The following is a 19,311-nucleotide window of genomic DNA, read 5'->3' as shown; positions in this document are numbered from 1 at the left end:
CCGGGCGGCTACGGGGGCCACCAGGCGTCCAGCCGCTCCGGTGGCCACGGCGGGCCGGGCGGGCGAGACGGAGGTCGCAACTGCGGTCGCGGCTGCGGTGTTCCGGCGGGCTCATCGCGCGTCCCCCGCCCGCAACTCCCGTATCGAGCCCCGGCGGGACGTCCACCAGGCCTGCACGACGGCGACCGCGACCGCCAGCAGCAGCACCGCCACCGCCGGGAGGACCAGCGACAGCGGATCGGTCCGCAGCGCGTTCCCGCCGACGGAGGCCGCGCTCGCCGGCAGGGCGATGCCGGTCAGGTCGATGCCCGGGGAGAGCAGCCGGATGGTGGCCCAGCCCGTCAGCGCGCCGCCCGCCGCGGCGAGCAGGGCCTGCGGAAGCGACTCCAGCACGAGCAGACGCCGGCCCTGGGCGCGGGTGAGGCCCATCGTGCGCAGGCGGGCGAGGAGGGCGGCGCGCTCCGGGGCGGCGCGCAGCAGCGCGAGGAGCAGCGCGAGCACGGCGTAGCCGGCGCCGGCCGCGACCGCCGCCGTGTAGATGCGCTCGGCGCCGGACTGCAGGGGCGAGTCGACGTACCGGGCCCGCTCGGCGGAGCGCAGCTGCACGGTCGCGTCCTTGCCGGCCACCCGGCGCAGGGCGTCCGCGTCCAGATGGCCGCCGGTCACCAGCAGCGCACTGGTGCGGGCCGCCTCGCGGCTCAGTCCGGCCCGGTCCACGATCAGGAAGTCGGTGCCGATCACGGCCGGGGTCCGGTCGCGGACCAGGGTGATCCGGACGGTGACGGTGGTGCCGTCGTCCAGCCGGACCGGGAAGGGCTGCGTGCCGTAGGTCCTGGCGACCGACGGGGAGGCCAGCGCCGGCAGCGGGGTCCGGCCGTCGGCCGGCCGGCTCAGCCGCTCCTGCGGGAACGCGCCGAGCCCGGTACGGCGGGTCAGGGCCGCGTAGTCGGCGGGGGCGACGCCCGCGAGGTTCACCGGGGTCAGGTCGGTGCCCGCCTTGGCGTAGTAGTTGGCGCTCACCTCGGTCAGGCCGCGGACCCCCGGTGCCCGGCGGACCGTGCCGGCCAGCCCGTCCGGCAACGCTCCGATCGACTCGATGCGGGCGTCCGCGCCCACGGTGAGCAGGGCCGCGTGGTCGCGGGCGTCGGCCACCCCGGCCAGCACCGAGCCGCCGAAGGCGGCCGTGGTGAGCGCGGTCAGCAGCGCGAGCAGGGGCAGCACCGCGGAGACGGAGGTACGGCCCGCGCGGGCCAGCGACAGATGGCCCACCGCCCCGCGCAGCCGGCCCGCCGGGCGGGTCAGCCAGCGCAGCGGCAACGGATACAGGCGGACCAGGACCAGGGCCGCGATCACGCCCACCAGCACCGGGGCCAGCGACACCAGTTGGTCTCCGGACCCGCCCGAAGCCCCGCCGTCCCCGGCCCCGCCGGTCACGCCCCTGCGGCGCAGCGCCTCCACCGCTCCGGCCGCGATCAGCAGCAGCGTGAGCTCGGCGACCGTACGACGCCGGGAGGGGCGGGCCGACACCGTGTCCTCGCGGGGGCCGTGGACGCGGACCGCGCGGTGCGCGACAGCGGCCCGCAGGGGCAGCGCGGCGCAGGCCACGGCGGTGACCGCGCCGGCCGCGAGGACCGCGGGCAGGCGGCGGGCTCCGGGGAAGGCGGACAGGGCCGCGGCGAGTCCGGCCGCCCCGGCGGGCACGGCGACCACGGCCGTCTCGGCCAGCAGCCGCCCGGCCAGGCCGCGCAGGGAGGCACCGCGGGCGCGCAGCAGGGCGAGTTCGGCGCGCCGGCGGTCGGCGGCGAGACCGCCGGCCATCAGCAGGACGACGCCGGCGACCGCCGCGCTGCCGAACCCGGCCACCGCCATCAGTGGGCCGATGCCCGAGCTGAGCCGGTCGTAGCCGGCGAGCACGTCGTCGAGTTCGGTGCTCGTCTGCGCGGCCGGGTCGGTGGCCGCGCGCACCTGTCCGAGACCAGGGCCGGACTCCAGGGCGGCGACCGCCGACTTCAGACCGGCGAGGTCGCGGGCGTGCAGGGCGCCGGTGTCGGGGGCCACCTGCCAGTAGCGGACCGGTACTCCTTCGGTGGCCAGCAGGGCGGGCGCCGCCTCGGGCGGCAGAAGCAGGGCGCCGATCCAGTAGTACACGGGGTCGCCCCCGCCGGGGACGCGCGCCAGGGACGGGGTGCGCAGCAGGGGCTCGGTCGCCCAGTAGGCGCCGCGGGGTTCGCGCGGCTCGACGATGCCGGTGACGCGGACGGCGAGCGGGGGCCGGGACACGGCGGGCACGTGGACGACCGAACCGACCTTGACGTGCAGGCTTTTCGCCGTCTCCACGGTCACGGCGCCCTCCACCTCGGCGGTGTCGGCCGTGACGTGGCCGCTCGCGCGCGGCATGCGGCCCGTGCGCACCGAGGAATGTCCGGCGAGTCCGCTCTGCGCGACCAGGCGCATCTTGGCGGGGATGCCGTTGGGCCGGGGTATCCACGGGTCGGGGACGGGGAGGTCCTTGCTGGTCTGCACGCCGTACGACGACTGGCCGGGGTCGGTGACGAGCGGCCGTCCGACGGCGTCGAGGACGTCTGCGTACTGGCGCTGAAGGGCCGGCGGGAGCACCGCCTGTTCCCGCTGCCGGGACGGGAACTGGAGGCCGGGCTGAGGCGCGACCACGGTGAGGGTGGTGCGTGGCGGGGCGGCCTGCTCGGCGGCCCGGACCAGGCCGGCGTCCTCGTACCGGTCGAGCGCGCGCGGGAACGCGGCGGCCAGGCACGCGGTGAGCGCGACCAGCAGGGCGAGGGCTGCTGCGGCACCCGGCGCGGTGCGCAGCCGTACGCGGACCCAGGCGGGAGCGATCGTGTTCACCTCACTCACCTCCGCGGTCTCGAAGGGACACCGCCGGGTCGGCCCGGCGCAGGGTCAGCACCGCCGTGACGACGAGCGGTGCGGCGGCGACGGCCGCCAGCAGCAGGGCGACCCGGGCGACCGGCAGTTCGACCAGCACGGCCGGCACCGGTTTCGCGGCCTGTCCGGTCAGCACGATCAGCGGGATCACGGCCCGGGTCAGTACGGCGCCCAGGGCCACGCCGACCAGCAGCGCCAGCGCCACCAGCACGCCCTGTTCGGCGGCGAGCATGCGGGCCAGCTGGCGGCGCGGGGAGCCCAGGGCCCGCAGCACGGCGAATTCGGCGTCCCGTTCCCGCAGCGCCCCGGCCGCGCTCACCGCGAAGCCGACGGCGGCCAGCGCCGCCGCGATCAGGGCCGCCGCGGTGAAAGCCGCCGCGGGCCCGGCGCCGAACGGGTCGTCGCGCAGCTGGTCGGCGATCTCGTCGCGCACGACGACCTGCGCCGGTTCGACGTCGGGCACGGCCCGCAGGCCGGCGGCGACGTCCGCCGCGCGGTGCGCGTCGGTGCGCAGCCACCACTCGGTGGGCGCGGCGCTGTCGCCGTAGCGGGACTGGAGCACCCGGTTCACCGAGCGCAGGTCCATCAGGAGCCCGCCGCCGTCGTGGGCCGCGTCCGGGGCATCGCCCTGACTCGGACCGCCGCCCGTGGTCGGCAGCGCCCGTACCGAACCGATGATCCGGACCGGGAGGTTCCGGCCGCCGAAGGTCACGTCCACGCGCTGGCCGGGGCGCGCGCCCGCGGCGGTGAGGAAGCGGTCGGTCGCCAGGGCCGTGATCTCCGGCCGCGCGGGTTGCGTGACCTGGAGCCGCACGGACACGGAGCCCAGCACCCAGGGCTCGTCGTGGGGGACGTAGCCGGTGCCGTAGGTGAGGGTCAGCGGCCCGGACGACGTCACCTTCGGCGGGGTCGGGGCGGTGCTGCCGTCGGCGGAGGCGCTCAGGTCGTCGGTGCCGTCCAGGGTCGCCGTCCAGGCGGTCGGCAGCCGCAGCGGCCTGGACCTGCCGTCGCCGCCGGTGGTCTCCACCTTCGAGACGGTGAGGCGGTGCTGTTCGGCGTTGTCGACGGGCTGGATGAGCCCCAGGTCGATGCCGGTCAGCGTCAGCGGGCCCGCGGCGGCGGGCAGGGCCAGGTCCAGCCGGTGGGCGCGGCCGTCGGCCGGCAGCGCCTTCAGCGGCATCCGGTACGGGACGCCGTAGCGGTCCTCCAGGGTGACCGCGAGGTCCACCGAATCAGCCGCGGCGCGCGTACCGCCGGGGCTTGCGGCGCGCCCCGGCGTGGAGCGTGCCGAGCTGTGGAGGGCGGCCGTCAGCCGCAGCCGGCCGGTGCCCGCGGGCAGCTTGGGACCGGCCGTCGCCGTCCTGGGCGCGAGCCGGGCCAGCAGCGGCCCCACCGGCTCGGACGCCAGGTCGCGGCGCATCAGCACCGAGCCGGCCGCGTCCGAGGTGTCCAGCGCGAGCACGGTCGCGGTGCGGTCGCCGGACAGCGGCAGCGTGGTGCGTACGGCGGGCGCGACGGCCTCGACGTGCGGGACGGCGGCGTAGGTCTCGGTGCGGCCCAGCCCGCCCTCCCCGGCGGCCAGCACCCGCACCGGCGCCCCGGCCAGGAAGTCGGCCTGGTCGTCCTGTGAACGGTCCCAGGAGGCGCCCTGGCCGATCGCCAGCATGCCCAGCGCGATGGCCAGGACGAGCAGCAGCACCGGGCCCGCGCCGCGCGTCGGGCGACGGCTGAACTGCCAGCCCGCCAGCGCGGTCGGCAGTCCGCGCCCGCCGGCCGCCCGCCGTTCGGCGAGCCGGGCCACCGGCGGCAGCAGGCGCAGCGTCAGCACCGTGCCGGCCAGCAGGGCGAGCGCGGGCGCGGTGACGAGCAGTGGGTCGATGCCGAGGGCCCCGGTGCGATCGCCGCCGACCGCGCCGGAGGACTGCTGGTTCAGCTGCCAGTAGGCGACGGCGGCGATCGCCAGCAGTCCGACGTCCGCTCCGGCCCGCAGCGGCGCGGGCACCGACCGGGCCCGGCGGAGCACCGCGAACGACGACGTCAGCGCGGGCAGCGTCACCGCGAGCGCACAGCCCAGCGCCACCCCCGCCGCCACCAGCCACACCCCGGGCCGCCCGGTCGCCGAGACGTCCGGGTGCAGTCCGATCCGGGCCAGCGTCCCGTGCCCCGCGAGCAGCCCGGTCAACGGCCCGGCCAGCAGCGGCGCGCACGCCACGGCGGGCACGGCCAGCAGCAGCGCCTCCGTGGCCGCGAGGCCCGCGAGCCGCGCCCGGGAGCCGCCGCGCGCCCGCAACAGGCGTGTCTCACCGGCGCGTTCGCTGCTCAGCAGCCGCGCCACCAGCAGCAGCGCGTAACCCGCGAGCAGGGCCAGTTGCAGCGCGGCGATCAGCAGGGTCGAGCGGGCGACGAGCAGCGAGCGGTCGATCCGGTCCAGGGCGTCGGGCAGCCCGGTGGTGACGTTCGGGGCGGCGCTCGGTCCGGGGATCTTGCGCAGGTTCGCCGCGCCCTCGCGGACCGCGTCGCGCAGCGAGCCGATCCGTCCGGTGGTCAGGGTCGAGAAGTCCGCCGACGCCAGCCAGGAGGACTGCCCCGCGCTCACTCTCCCGGCGGCGAGGACGCCGGGGTCGGCCAGCAGCGGACCGTACGTGGTGAAGTCGACCTTGTGGACACCGCGCCCGCCGAGGTCGTCCAGCTGCCAGTACGGCGCGTCGGCGCGGGCGGGCCGGTACAGGCCGGTGATCGTCACCTGGGCCTTCGCGCCGCCGAGCCGGTCGGTGAGGGTGAGCCGGGCGCCGGGCCGCAGACCCAGGCGCTCCGCGGCGGTCTCGGGCAGCGCGGCCTCCAGGTCGGCCGCCGCCGCGCCCTGTCCCGTGCCGTGCGGGAGGCGCCCCGAGACGAGCCGCACCTCCGCGGGGTCGAGGGCCGCGAAGTACGTGAGGTCCGGGTCACCGGAGCGTTCCGCCGCGGGTTGCAGCGAGCGGGGGAGGGCGTACGGGCCGGACCGGGTCAGGGCGCGCACGGTCACCGGCAGTCCGTCGAACGCCGTACGGGCCCGCTCGCGTACGGCGGCGTCGGCGGCGGCGCGTGCGGAGGGCGGTACGTCGGCCTTGACGACCAGGGTGGTGCCGGCCGCGCCCCGTGGGTCGCGCAGCGAGTGGCGCAGCGCGGCGTCGCCGATCGCGCCGGAGTACGCGGTGAGCGTCGCCAGCACGGCCGTGGTGAGCAGGACCGTGAGCAGCGCGGCGGCCAGCAGCAGCCGGTGCGCGCGCGCCCGCAGCAGGATGAATCCCGTGAACCCCGCCACCCGGCTCCCCCCGCGGTTGTCCAGACCACCTCCAGGTGATGCTGTCAGAGGAGCAGGGCCCCGGGTAAGCGCTTGTAGCCCCAGCTTGATCGGATCGTGACCGGAATGCGGCGCCAGATGACCGGAATGCGGGCCTCCGAGCGCGGCCCGTGACGGGGCCGGGTGGCTCGGCCGAGGTGCGGCCGATGGGTCAGTCGGGGGTGTTCACCATGGACGCGGCCGCGTACGTCAGGTAGTTCCACAGCGTCCGCTCGTGCTCCTCGGACAGGCCCAGCTCGTCGACGGCGGCCCGCATGTGCCGCAGCCAGGCGTCGTGCGCCGCCCGGTCCACCTTGAAGGGCGCGTGCCGCATGCGCAGCCTCGGGTGACCGCGCCGCTCGCTGTACGTCGTCGGACCGCCCCAGTACTGGATCAGGAACAGCCGGAGCCGCTCCTCGGCCGGACCCAGGTCCTCCTCCGGGTACATGGCCCGCAGCTCGGGATCGGCGGCGACCCCCTCGTAGAAACGGTGGACCAGCCGGCGGAAGGTCTCCTCCCCGCCGACCTGCTCGTAGAAGGTCTGCTCCTGAAGCGTGCCGCGCCGAATCTCATTCACGTGCTCCATGGTCTCAGACGGCCGGACCGAGGACGCGGGGCTCGGGACCATCGACGGTGCTCGCCTCGGGCCGCCTCGGGCAGGACAGTGGAGGCATGGGCGCGCACACAGGCGAAAAGGGATACGAGAGGCGCGGAATCCGCGAAGGCGGCGAAGGCCGCGAAGGCCGCGAGCACCCCGAGGGCCGTGAAGGCCGTGAAGGGGGCGAGGTCGGGGGCCGCGGGGACCTGGACGGGGTCGCCGCCGTCGCCCGGGAGGCGCTGGTGCGGGAGATCGACGCGAGCGGCGCCTGGGCGTCCGATCCGGTCTGGCGCGAGGCGTTCGCCGCCGTGCCACGGCACCTGTTCGTGCCGTACTACTACGTGGGCGTGGCCGGCGGGTACGAGCGGCGCTGGGGCGAGAGCCCGGAGGCGCAGGCGCGCGAGCGCTGGCTGCGGGGTGCCTACGAGGACGCCCCGCTGGCGACCCGGCTGCGCGACGGGGAACTGGTCTCCTCCAGCAGCCAGCCCTCGCTCATGGCGCAGATGCTGGCCGAGCTGCGGGTGGCGGACGGCGACCGGGTCCTGGAGATCGGCGCCGGCACCGGCTACAACGCGGCGCTGCTCGCCCACCGGCTCGGCGACGACGACCTGGTCACCACCATCGATCTCGACCCGGAGATCACCGAGTCGGCACGCCGGCACCTGGCCGCCGCGGGCCACCACCCGGTCGTGGTCACCGGCGACGGCGCCCGCGGCGTGCCAGAACGCGCCCCCTTCGACCGGATCATCGCCACCTGCGCGCTGCCGTCGATCCCGCGCGCCTGGCTCGCCCAGTGCCACCCGGGCGCCCGGGTCCTGACGCCGATCGCCACCGGCCTGCTCGCCCTGACCGTGCGGAACGCCGCGCACGCCGAGGGTGCCTTCCTGGCCACGCCCGCCTTCTTCGTACCGCTGCGCGGCGAGGCCAGGCCCGAACCGCGGCCCCCGCGGCTGGACGGGCTGCCCGCCCGGGCCCGCGAGGACGAGCTGTTCCGCTTCCTGCTGGCCCTGACCCGCGGCGGCCTCGACCCCGGCGAGGCGTACGCCCTGTGGGAGGACGAGGGGTGCCCGGGTCGCGAACGCTACGGGATCACGGTCAACGGCGAGCGGGTGTGGGCGTGGCTGGACGACCCGGAGGGGCCGTACACCTGGCCCCTTCCGGGCTGACCGTCGCCCTCTCGGGGCTGACCGTTCCTCTCTTGGGGCCGACCGCCGCCCCGTGAGGCGTCAGCCGCGCCGGATCGTGATCGTCGTCCACGCGCCCACGTGCACCCGGTCGCCGTCCTGGAGCGGCACCGGCACGAAGGGCTGGATCGGTTCCTCGGAGCCGTTGACCGTGGTGCCGTTCGTCGAGTTCTGGTCGACGACCGCCCAGGTGCCGTCGGGCTGCTGGACCAGCACCGCGTGCTGATGCGAGACGCCCGGGTCCTCCGGAGGCACCGACAGGTCGATGTCGGGGGTGTCGCCGGTGGAGTGCCGGCGCCGGCCGATGGTGATCTGGTTGCCGGTGAGGGTGCGCTGCTGCTCGGGCGAGTACGCGGGCAGGTTCAGGCCCGCGGCCTCGGGACCGGAGCGCTGCATCATCGACATGAAGTACTCGCGGTCCGGGCCGATCGTCGCCGTCCAGGTCGCCGGATGCTGCGGGGCCTGCGGGAACTGGAGTCCGGGCGGAGCCTGCGTGGCGCCGGGCTGCGGGTAGCCGTAGCCACCGCCCTGGCCGGCACCCGGACCGCCGGGGGCACCCGGGCCGCCCGACGTGGCCGGTCCCGCGGACGACGGCGGGGAGATCACCCAGTCGTCGTCACCGCCGAAGGACGGACCGCCGCTCTGCGGGCGGCTCGTGTCCTGCGGGAACGGGGGCGGGGCAGGCGGGCCGGGCCGGTGGAAGGCCTGCGGGGCGCCGCCGGTCGCGCCGGGGCCACCGGGGCCCGCGTGCGGCGTCGGGCCGGGCGGCGGCGGGACCGGCCGCGAGGGGTCGGGACCGAAACCGGAGGGTCCGGGGTCGCCGCCGAAGCCCGAGGGCCCGGGGTCGCCGCCGAAGCCGGAGGGTCCGGAGCCGCCGGGACCACCGGGGCGGCCCGGGGGCTCGGTGCCGAACGGCGGGCCCGGCGGGATCGGCTCGGCCGGCCGGTTCATCTGGGAGGGCCGGGAGCCCTGGTAGTCGAAGGAGTCGCCGCCGCCGAAGGACGGGCCGCCGGGCGGCTGCGGGAAGCGTGCGCCCGGAACCGGACCGCCGGGACCGCCCGGACCGGGTCCGCCCGGGACACCGGGACCGCCGGGACCCCCCGGACCGGGCGCCGGCGGGCGCGGCGCGGCCGGGGTGTACGAGGTGGCCGTGTTCGTCAGGAAGTTCCAGCGGCACTCCTCGCAGAACGGCGCACCTCCCTCGCGGGGCGTGCGGCACTGCGGGCACAGCTCCGGCTCGGCGCCGGGCCGACCCGCCGCATGCGGGTGTCCACCGGCGGGACCGGGCCCACCGGGAACGCCGGGCCCACCGGGACCGCCGGGTCCTGGTGCGGGCGGGAAGCCGTAGCCGCCGACCGGGGGCGGCGGGGGAGGAGGTGGCACGGCACCGGCCATGCGGTGACCGCAGACCTCGCACCAGTCGTCGGAACCCGACTGGTGTCCGTTCGGGCAGGTCGGCATGTCGGCGCTTCCCCCTCTCCTGTCCGGCCGGTTCGACCGGATTTCTCCAACCCCGAGGGGCCAGGCTCGCTGTCTGTTGCTGTCTTGTGCTGTCTTGTTCGTTACTTCTTTACACGAACAGTCTTTGTCGACCGGGTCTCGAGAGTCATCTCGTCGGCCTCCTCGACCTTCGCCTTCAGTCGCACAGTACCTGTCGCCGCGTCGACCACGTCCACCACCTTCGCAAGCAGTTTCGCAGTATCCGCGTTCCCCGAAGCGCCGGCGAGCTGAACCGCCCGGCCCAGTTTGGCCGTTGCTCCATCGATATCACCCGCTTTGCGCAGGTCCAGCCCCTGCTGGATGGCCTGTGCCAGTTCGGCCTGCCCGGTGTAGTGGGCGACCTGCGGGTTGATGGAGGTCGAGGCGACCATGTCGTCGGTCCACACGGCCCGTACGAGACCCTGGGCGCCGAGGTTCTGTACCGATCCGTCCGAGTGCGGAACCACCAGCGAGACACGGGCGGCGAGCATCTCCTGCCCGACGGCCGCCGCGGGCACCTCCACACAGAGGTGGTAGTCGCGGGACTCGTCGCCCCAGGAGCCGGTCGGGTAGTCCCCCGCCCGCGGGCCCGCCTCGGCGCGGCGGTCCGTCAACTCCTCGACGGTCGGTGCCACTTGCTTGACGAAACGGATGCTCGTCCCGACCGGGGTCCACACCCGCAGCGCGACGTCGGCGACCTCCTTGCCCATCGCCGTCTCCATCATCTGCGTGAAGTCGGCGGCCAGGGCACCGGGATCGGCGACGATGTCGGCGGTGCCGAGCAGCGCCGAGGCGATCGATGTGACTTCTTTCACTTCCCAGTCGGTGCCCACGCCGCGCGCGTCACAGGTGAACCGGCCGGCGCACTCCTCGAGCGTCCGCTGGAGGTCCTCCGGCGCCTCGTGCTCGTTGCGGCCGTCGGTGAGCAGGATGCCGTGCCGGATGGCGACGTCCGCCGACGACAGCAGCCGGTCGGCCAGCCGCAGCCAGGTGCCGATGGCGGTGCCGCCGCCCGCGCTGAGCCTGCGCAGCGCCGTCTTGGCCTGCTCGCGTGTGCTCGTGTCGGCGACCGCGAGCCGTCCGCCGCCCGGATAGACCTCCGTGGCCACGTGTGTGCCGCCGATCACCGCGAAGTGCACACCGTCGCGCAGGGTGTCGATCGCGGCGGCCGTGGCCTCGCGGGCGTTGCGCATCTTGGTGGGCGGGTAGTCCATCGAACCCGAGCAGTCGACCATGACGGCCACCGCCGCCGACGGTCCCTGGCCGGGCGCGTACAGGTGCGGAGCCGCGACCGCGCTGCCGATGGTGCCGCCGCCGGTCGCCGTCACCGTGACGATGGCGTTGACCTCGCGGCCGCCCTCCGGCAGGTACTCGTTCTGGTACACGTCCACCGAGAACCGCGGCACGCTGGACTTCGAGAAATTGGCCATGCCTTCCCAGATCCCCCTCCGGGCCCCCGCGAGCGGGGCTGACGACTGTGCGGCTGTGTGCGGGCCGGTCCCCTCCGGCCTTCCGGAACCTCCCCGTTGCGGCTTCCCCGTGCGAACTTCCCCGCGCCGGCGTCCCGGTGCGCCACGGGGAGACCAGAGGGACTCGCCGGGGCTCCCGTCACGCGCCCCGGCGCACGTCCCTCACGCCGATCCTGCCCCCTGCGGCGGGGCCGGGAACGGCACGACGGCCACTGTTACGTTGTCGTGGCCCCCGCCGTCGAGCGCGTGACCGACCAGCACCTGGGCACTGTGCAGCGGGCGCGCGGCCGCGTCCAGGGGCAGGACCCCGGCCATCTCCTCGGCGCTCTCGGCGTAGTTCCACAGGCCGTCCGTGCACACCACGACCACACCGGGCCGGTCCGGTTTGAAGGAGGCGGTGTGCGGCTCCAGTTCGTAGGCGTCCGCGCCGAGCCAGCCGGTGATCGCGTGTGCGCGCTCGTCGGCGTACGCCTCCGCCTCGCTCATCAGGCCGGCGGCCACCATCTGCGCGGCCCAGGAGTCGTCCTCGGTGAGCCGGGCCGGCGGCGCGGTGCGGTCCAGCGGCACCCAGTAGGCGCGGCTGTCGCCGACCCAGCCCACGACCAGCAGCCCGGCGGTGACCACCGCGCCTACGAGGGTGCAGGCCGGCGCGTTCTGGTGGGGGGAGTGCTCGCGGGCGGAGGCGGGTTCCTCGGCCAGTGCGTCGACCGCGTGCGAGGCGGCGACGATCGCCTCGTGCATCGCCTGCTGCGGGTGCGTGCCCCGGGGCAGCGCGGCCAGCAGGCACTCGCTCGCCGCCCGGGAGGCCGCGAGGGAGGCGTCGTCGGGGCGGGTGGCGGAGGACACGCCGTCGCAGACGATCGCCACGGTCGCGGCAGAGCCGTCGGGCAGGGCCGTGGTGCCGACGGCGAACGCGTCCTCGTTGCGGTGGTGGCGCAGGCCCCGGTCGCTGACCGCGGCCACCGGACCCGACTCCTGCTCCATGTGGTCGCGTTCGCGCGGCTGGGCGTGCCCGCAGTTCTCGCAGTAGCCGTCGCTGTCGACCCGGCCCGCACGGCAGGCCACGCACATCGCGGCGGACTCGCCCGGGGCACCGCTCTCGGCGGCCACCCGGGGATCGGGCGCCTGCAACGGGTACTCGTCGGGCTCGTCCGGCCGGTCGAACCGCACCCCCGGCCCCGGCGCGCCGGGAGCCGTCGGCGAGGGCAGCGGGGAACCGTCCGAGTCCATGCCCGGGAGGTCCGTGGGCAGGTGTGTCCCCGACGGGTGCGCGGCGGCTTCCTGCTGCTGCGCGCGAGGCCATACGGCGCCCCGCGCGCCCTCGTCCTCGGCGGGCGAGGACGGGCGCGGCACCGAGCCGTTGTTCATCGTGAGCGTCGGCGTGTCGCCCGACGGGGCGGCGGAGGCGGACAGGTCGTATCCGCAGGCGCCGCAGAAACGGTCACCCGACTCGAGCGGCTCCGCGCAGCTCGGGCAGTTCGACAGGGCGGCCTGCTGGTGCATCTGCGACATCAACTACACCCACGTCCGGGGGCGGTAACGGTTGGCACGTTCCACCAGGTCGATCCTCTCCTCGCCGCCGGGCGCCAGCCGGGCCAGCGTGCGGTACGAACGCTCCAGGCCGAAGCGGAGTCCCCGCTCGTCCAGGTCGCTGCCGAGCAGCACCCGCCGGGCGGCCGGGTCGGCGGCCCTGCCCCCGGAGAGTATCCAGTCCAGCGCGCAGCCGAGGACCTCCGCCGACAACCGCTCGCGTCGCGCCGGGTCCAGACCGTACGCCCGCAGGGCCTCCACCTGCCCGGCGGCCGCCGTCAGATCCTCCAGGAACGGCGTGTCGGACGCGACCGCCGTACGGTGCCGCAGCCGTGCCCGTACGGCCGCCACGCGGGCCGCCGTGTAGTGAATGGAGGACTCCGGAACCGACTCCAGGGTCCGTACGGCCCCCCGCCGGTCGCCGGCGGCGAGCTGCACCCGGGCCAGGGCGAACGCCGCGCCCACATGGCTCGGGTCGGTCGACCACACCAGGCGGTAGTACTCGGCGGCGTTGTCGAGCTGGCCGAGGACCTCCGCGCACAGGCCGAGCGCCAGCTTCGGCGCGATCTCGCCGGGGAAGGCGTCGTAGACCGCGTCGAAGGCGAGGGCCGCGCCCTCGTGGTCGGCGGTGACCAGGCAGGCCACGCCCCGGTACCAGACGACCCGCCAGTCGTCGGGCTGCTGTTCCTCCAACTGGTGCAGCACTTCCAGCGCCGGGCCCGGATCGCCGGTCTGGAGCCAGGCGCGGACCTGGCGCAGCCGGGTCTCGGTCGACTGGGTGGGGGCGGCCGCGAGGGCGTTGACCAGCTCGCCGGGCGCCGACGTCAACAGGCCGGTGAGGAAGCCCGCGTTGGGGTCGGCGGGGTCCACGTGCGGCACGGGCAGGGCGAGCGCCGCGGCCGGGGCGTCGACCGGCTTGATCAGGGCCGGAGCGGCCGGCGCACCGGGCGCCGCCGCGCCACCGGCAGGGCTCGCGGTGCCTGCGGTGCCTGCGGTGTTCGTGGTACCGGCGGCTTGCGCGGTGCCTGCGGTGCTCGTGGTACCGCCGGCCTGTGCGGTGCCTGAGGCGGGCGTGGTGCCGGGTGTGAGCGCCGGCGCGGGAGACCTGCGCGGCCGTCCCGGCCGCGCCCCCAGCCGCGACACGTCGCCGTCCAGGGCCGGGAACAACTCCGTGTCCGTGACCTTCGGTTCCGGGCCGAACAGGGTCGACAGGGCGGGCCGGGCCCGGCCCGTCTGCACCGACACGACCTCCCGCAGCACGCCCGTCAGCTGCTCGGCCATCTCCTGCGCGGAGGCGAACCTGCGGGCCGGATCGGGGTCGGTGGCGCGCACCAGCAGACGGTAGAAGGACTCGTACTGCCGGAAGACCTCGATGCTGTCGGGGTCGGGCAGGGAGTCCGCGAAGACGTTCGTGTATCCCTGGAAGTCGAAGGTGAGCACGGCGAGCGTACGGCCCACCGTGTACAGGTCGCTCGCCACCGACGGGCCGACCTCCGCCACCTCCGGCGCCTGGTAGCCGACCGTGCCGTAGATCGCCGACTCGTCGTCGTCCATGCGGCGCACCGCGCCCATGTCGATCAGCTTGAGCTGGTCCTCGGTCTGGATCGCGTTGTCGACCTTGAAGTCGCAGTACAGCAGGTTGCGGCTGTGCAGATGGCCGAGCGCCTCCAGCGCCTCGATGCCGTACGCGCACGCCTGCTCCACCGGCAGCGGGTCCCGCCTGCCGTCCGGGCTGCGGCGGGAGTTGGCGATCTCCTTGAGCGACTTGCCGCCGACGTACTCCATCACGATGTAGCCGTCGAGGGAGCCGGTGCGCTGGTCGAGGTGCTCCACGAAGTTGTAGATCCGCACGATGTTGGCGTGCTCGATCTCCGCCAGGAAGCGCCGCTCGGAGATGGCCGCCGCCATCGCGTCCTGGTCACCGGTGTCCAGCAGGCCCTTGAGCACCACCCAGCGGTCCGAGACCGCCCGGTCCACGGCGAGGTAGATCCAGCCCAGACCGCCGTGCGCCAGACAGCCCACGACCTCGTACTGGCCGTGCACGATGTCCCCGGCCCGCAGCTTGGGCACGAACGAGTACGGATGGCCGCACTTGGTGCAGAAACCCTCCGTACGCCCCGGCCGGTCACCACGGGCCCGGCCGACCGGCGCCCCGCAGTCCGAACGCGAGCAGAACCGCTTGCGCTCCGGCACCTCCGGGTTCTCCAGCACCATCGAACGCGGGTCCGGACGCGGCACCTGCGGCACCTGCACCAGCCCTGCCCCGAGCCGGCCGCGGCCCGAGGAGCCCGCCGCCGAGCCCGAGCTGCGCACCGACACCGAACGGCCGGCCGATCCGCCCGACAGCGAACGCGACAGCCGCCCGGACACCGAACGGCGCGACTTCGACGACTGCGACGACGTACGCGCGCTGCGGCCGCTGCGCGCGCTGGAGCCGGAACCGCCGCTGCCCGCCGAGCCGCGCGAACCCCTGCCGCCGCCCGTCACCCCGGTGGGCGGCGAACCCACCATGCCGGTCGCCGACACCACCGGCGCCAGACCACAGGTGTCGCAGTACAGCTCACCGCCGCCGACGTCCTCGTAACGGCCGCCGCAGTCGGGCCGCTGACAGGACTGCCCCGCCTGACTCATGACTCCCCCCTACCGTCACCGTCCTGAGGGCCGCCCTGCGGCGGCACCCGTGCGGAGCCGAGCAGCTCGGCCACCGCCCGCTGGTAGCGCAGCACGGCCTGCTCGGCCACCCGCAGGTCGCACGGCGCGCTCCACAGCATGCGGCGCGCCGCGTCGTACCGCTCGACCAGCAGCGGGTCCTCCGCCAGACCGTGCCGGGCCACCTTCGCCTTGTACGCGTCCAGGCGGCCCCGCAGCTCGGCGCGGACCGCCAGCGGCGCCGTGACCGCCGTCAACGACTCACGGGCCCGCAGCAGTTCGTCCTCCGCCTTCTGCTCCAGCGAGTCCAGCAGCGGCGACAGCCGGTGCCACTGCGCCTGCCTGCGGAACTCGGCGGCCGTCGCCAGCTGCTCCTGCAACACGGTCGGCGGGCCGCTGACCACCGGCACCTCCGTGGCGGCGATCTTCGCCAGCACCTCGCCGCGCGCGGTGCGCGCCTCGGCGAGGGTGCGGTCCGCCCGCGAGAGCAGGTCCCGCAGCTTGATCAGCCGCTGCTCGGCATCCTGGCGCACCCCGAGCACCGCGTCGATCTCCCGGCGCACCTCCTCCAGGGCCCGCGCCTCGCGGTCGTACACCGTGGTGTCCGGCCGGCCGCCGCCCGGGGCCGAACTGCCCTGCGCGGGCACCCAGAAGGCGAGCGGGTCAAAGACCACGTCCTCGCGCAGCCTCGTCAGCGTGCGCGTGATGCGCTCCAGGTCGTCGCCGGCCGGGTGCTCACCGGGACGGACACCGACCGAGTGCGCGAGCCGGCGGGTGCGCTGGAGCTCCGCGGCCAGCAGATCTATGCGGGCGGGCAGCGCCGACCAGACCGCGTCGGCCGCGACCACCATGTCCAGGCTGGTCGCGTACAGCTCGTTCATCCTGTCCACGAGAGCGGCCAGCGAGAAGCTCTCGCTGAGCCGGCCCGCGCCGCCGTGCGGCCCCGGCACGTTCGCCGTGGCCGTCGCCGCGCCGGCGACCGTGACCGCCTCGCCGCGCAGCAGCTCGGTCAGCTCCACCAGGTCCTCGCGGCTGGACCAGCGGCGGCGGGCGCGGATCTCACGGGCGGTGCGCAGCGCACCCGTGTAGGCGTCGAAGTACGTCCACAGCAGGGTGATCGACGCCTCCGTCGTCGCCCAGCGCTCCCGGGTGACGCCGGTCAGTTCGGCGCCCTCCAGAAGTCTGCGGCCCGCGTGGTCCTGCAGGGCGAGGAGCGAGGTCTCGATCGCCTCGTGCTCCGCGCCGAGCCGCGCCAGCGCACGGTCCACCTCGTCCCGGTCCAGCACCGGCCCGGCGGGGTCCGTGCCGCCCATCGATCACCTCTCGCTGCGTTCCGTGTGTCGTGTCCGTCGGTCGTACGTCGGTCGGTGGCGCCTTCGCCGCCGCTGCGTGCGGGGCGCCCGGGTCACCGGTAGCTCGGTGTCGGCGGAGTGGCCGACTCCGAATCCATACCCGGCGTGGCGGACAACCACCTGTCGTACGACGCCTTCCAGCCCCCGTCCTTGCGGTAGTTCTCCAGTATTCGGTTGACCTGACGTACCAGATCGTCGGCACCCAGCTTCATCGCCACGCCGTAGTACTCCTTGGTGAACGTGCCGCCCTTCAGCTCGACCGCCGGGTCCTGCGCGGCCTGGCTGGCGGCGAGGGCGCCGTCGGTCACCACCGCGTCCACCTCGCCCAGTTGCAGCCGCACCAGGCAGTCCAGCTGGTTGGGGACGGTGGTGGAGATGTCGGTGGAGGCGGGCAGCGTGCCGTCCTTCTTGTCGGCGGACAGGTGGTCGTAGGCCGTGGAGCCGGTCGCCGAGCAGACCTTCTGCCCGGCGAGCGTCTTGTCGTAGCCCTTGATCGGCGACGTCCTCGGGGCGAGGACCTGCTGGCCGGTCAGGAAGTACGGGGCGGAGAAGGCCACCTGCTTCAGCCGGTCGCAGGTGATGGTCATGGTGCGCACCACCATGTCGACCCGGCCGCTGCGGATCGCGGGGATGCGCTCGTTGGTGGGGATGGCCCGGAACTGGACCTTGTCCGCGTCGCCGAGGATGTCCTTGGCGATGCGGTGGGCGAGGTCGATGTCGAAGCCCACCAGCGCGCCGGAGGCGTTGTTCGGGTTGCGGTAGCCCCAGCCGTAGCTGTTCTGGTCGACGCCGACCGACAGATAGCCGCGCGCCCTGATGGCGTCGACGGTGGGGCCGTCGGCGCCCGACGGGGACAGGCTCTGGTCCTGGGCGTTGGCGTCCGTGCAGGTGCCCGCCCTGGCCTGGAGGCCCTGCGCCGGGCCCTGGGCGCTGTGGGCGCCCGGGTCCGGGGCCGCGCTGTCGTGCGACTGGGTGTGCGGCAGCAGCAGGACGAACGCCAGCGCCAGGGCGCAGACGACCGCCATCGCTCCCACGCCGCCCCAGCCCCTCAGGCCGGTCCGCAGCCGTCGCACTCGCATCCTCGCGCCTCCTTTCACCCCTGTCACGCTCCCTGTCACCGGTACTCCGACAGCCTGCGTCCGATGCCCAGCAGGGCGCCGGCCGCGCCGAGCACCGTGAGCACCGCGGAACCGACCGGCAGGCCGGTCATCGCGTTCCGCCCGTCCTGTGCGGCGTCCTTGAACTCGTTCGTCTCGTGGGTGAGCGCCGACGCGAGGGAGGCGTCGACGTTGTCGAAGCACGAGCCCGTCGACTGGCTCCGGGCGCCGGCGGTGCCGATCACCTTGTCGCGTGCCTTCTGGTAGTCGCCGGAGTCGTTGGCCTCACGGGCCTGCGCGTGCCGGGACTTCCAGACCTTCATCGACTGGTTCGCGGTCTGTACGGGGCCCCGGCCGGCCGGGTCGTCGGCCAGGGAGGCGGCGCCGGCGAGGGTCTCGCCGAGGGTGCCGATCTCCTGGTCGTACGCCCAGTCGTAGGCGTCCATGACCGTGCCGTCCTTCAGGGTCTTGGTCTCGGCGCCACGGCTGACCAGGGTCAGGTTCTCGTCGCTGCGGGCCTTGAGGGAGGCGATCCGGGCGTCGTGCAGCACGTTCAGCGAGCGGACGCCGTGGGCGTAGGAGCCGTTGAGGCCGGCGCGGGCCACGCTGTGGCCGACGACCAGCCACAGCAGGACGAGCGTGGTGGCGGCGGTGGCGGAGACCAGGCCGCGGTTGAGGACCCGGTTGGTGCGGCGGTAGGTGCGGTGCTGGGCCCAGGCGAGGGCGGCCAGGGCGAGGACGCCGAGGGCGATCGCCGCCCACGGGTAGGGCGTCGCGTCGCCGTAGTCCGCGCTCAGGCGCTGGTTCTCCTTCTGGTACAGGTCCTCGGCCGCCGGGAGCATCTGGTTCTGCATGAGGTTGTTGGCGGTGCGGAGATAGGCGCCGCCGACCGGGAAGCCCTGGCGGTTGTTGGCGCGGGCCGACTCCACCAGGCCCTTGTAGCGCGGCAGGAGCTCGTTGAGCTTGGTGATGGTGGCCGCGGAGGGTGAGCCGGGGTCGGAGTTGGCGGCGGCGGTGACGAGCCCCGCGGCGGCGGTGCGGACGTCGGACTCGTAGCGCTCGCGGGTGGCTCGTGTCTCCTGGATGCCCGCCAGATAGCCGCTGGTCGCCATGGTGTTGGCGTCGGCGAGGGAGCGGTAGATGTCGGCGGCGCCGGAGCTGAGGGGCTGGCTGCTGTGCAGCACGTCGTCGGCTGCCGTGGCCCTTTCGGTGGTCTGCCAGGCGGTGACGGCGCCGAAGGCGACGAGGAGCAGGGCGAGGACGGCGCCTATGGCGCGGAGGCGGCCGGGCTCGGTGGTGGCGGCGGCGCGCAGGCGGTCCACGGCCTCGGCGAACGCGGTGCGGCGTGGGGGAGGGGTGGGTGTGGGTGCGGGTGGGCTGGGGGATGCCGCCGGTGGGGGCGGTGCGGCCGGCGACGTGGGCAGGGCGGGGCCCGGTGGTGGTGCCGAGCTGCTCGCCGGCGAGTGTGTCACTGCTGACCTCCCCCATGGTCATCCGTCGCCTCAAGTATCCCTGTCGGCACGGACATCCGCACCGGCCTTCACTGGATCTTGATCGGATCGCAGTGTCCCTGCCCATGAATACGCCGGGCGGGCCGGTTCGGTTCCCAGGTAGCTGCGGGCAGTCGTGCCGCTGGGGCGGCACGGGTGGGCGCAGCGGCACCCGCCAAGCGGCAGGGAGCTGACTCACCCCCACAGCCCCAGCTCCCGTCAGGTATTGTATTTCGTTGGCCC

11 protein-coding genes are annotated in these 19,311 nt (G+C 75.1%); 1 reads left to right on the top strand and 10 read right to left on the bottom strand.

The annotated features are described in order from the left end of the window. Nucleotides 1-111 precede the first annotated feature (111 nt). The 3 genes from ABZ484_RS28475 to ABZ484_RS28465 all read right to left on the bottom strand — a co-directional run bounded on the left by ABZ484_RS28475 (nucleotide 112) and on the right by ABZ484_RS28465 (nucleotide 6,806). Nucleotides 112-2,862: an FtsX-like permease family protein gene (locus ABZ484_RS28475; protein ID WP_358868789.1), complete on the bottom strand. Its 2,751-nt coding sequence runs from the start codon at nucleotides 2,860-2,862 to the stop codon at nucleotides 112-114. A gap of 1 nt (nucleotide 2,863) precedes the next feature. Further along, nucleotides 2,864-6,202, bottom strand: a complete 3,339-nt coding sequence (locus ABZ484_RS28470; RefSeq protein ID WP_358868788.1) for an ABC transporter permease — start codon at nucleotides 6,200-6,202, stop codon at nucleotides 2,864-2,866. A gap of 190 nt (nucleotides 6,203-6,392) precedes the next feature. Beyond that, a complete protein-coding gene (locus ABZ484_RS28465; RefSeq protein WP_358868787.1) occupies nucleotides 6,393-6,806 on the bottom strand; it encodes a globin in 414 nt (137 codons plus the stop codon). 86 nt (nucleotides 6,807-6,892) lie between these two features. Between ABZ484_RS28465 and ABZ484_RS28460 the strand changes: the two genes are divergently transcribed. After that, complete coding sequence (locus ABZ484_RS28460) at nucleotides 6,893-7,984, top strand: methyltransferase domain-containing protein (protein WP_358868786.1); 1,092 nt, start codon at nucleotides 6,893-6,895, stop codon at nucleotides 7,982-7,984. A gap of 60 nt (nucleotides 7,985-8,044) precedes the next feature. On the opposite strand, the gene ABZ484_RS28455 is transcribed toward ABZ484_RS28460, so the two are convergent. From ABZ484_RS28455 to ABZ484_RS28425, 7 genes are all read right to left on the bottom strand, one after another. Next, nucleotides 8,045-9,463, bottom strand: coding sequence for an FHA domain-containing protein (locus tag ABZ484_RS28455; RefSeq protein ID WP_358868785.1), 1,419 nt, complete (start codon nucleotides 9,461-9,463; stop codon nucleotides 8,045-8,047). Between the two features lie 101 nt (nucleotides 9,464-9,564). Next, entirely contained in the window at nucleotides 9,565-10,911 is a 1,347-nt protein-coding gene (locus ABZ484_RS28450; RefSeq protein WP_358868784.1) for a VWA domain-containing protein, read from the bottom strand. Between the two features lie 201 nt (nucleotides 10,912-11,112). Beyond that, entirely contained in the window at nucleotides 11,113-12,462 is a 1,350-nt protein-coding gene (locus tag ABZ484_RS28445) for a protein phosphatase 2C domain-containing protein (RefSeq protein ID WP_358868783.1), read from the bottom strand. A gap of 3 nt (nucleotides 12,463-12,465) precedes the next feature. Then, on the bottom strand, nucleotides 12,466-15,111 hold the full coding sequence (locus ABZ484_RS28440) for a tetratricopeptide repeat protein (RefSeq protein ID WP_358868782.1): 2,646 nt from the start codon (nucleotides 15,109-15,111) through the stop codon (nucleotides 12,466-12,468). After that, entirely contained in the window at nucleotides 15,108-16,442 is a 1,335-nt protein-coding gene (locus tag ABZ484_RS28435; protein ID WP_358868781.1) for a hypothetical protein, read from the bottom strand. Before ABZ484_RS28435 ends, ABZ484_RS28440 begins: the two co-directional genes overlap by 4 nt. 92 nt (nucleotides 16,443-16,534) lie before the next feature. After that, the gene (locus tag ABZ484_RS28430) at nucleotides 16,535-17,560 is read right to left on the bottom strand and encodes a glutamate ABC transporter substrate-binding protein (protein ID WP_358868780.1); all 1,026 of its coding nucleotides are present in this window, start codon (nucleotides 17,558-17,560) and stop codon (nucleotides 16,535-16,537) included. Nucleotides 17,561-17,595: 35 nt separating this feature from the next. After that, nucleotides 17,596-19,050, bottom strand: a complete 1,455-nt coding sequence (locus ABZ484_RS28425) for a hypothetical protein (protein WP_358868779.1) — start codon at nucleotides 19,048-19,050, stop codon at nucleotides 17,596-17,598. Between the last annotated feature and the right edge of the window lie 261 nt (nucleotides 19,051-19,311).

Origin of the sequence: Streptomyces sp. NPDC006393, from assembly GCF_040628575.1 — a bacterium.
Taxonomy (GTDB): Bacteria; Actinomycetota; Actinomycetes; order Streptomycetales; family Streptomycetaceae; genus Streptomyces.
The sequence above is the reverse complement of the archived record's forward strand: the minus strand, read 5'-3'. Positions and strand labels throughout refer to the sequence as shown.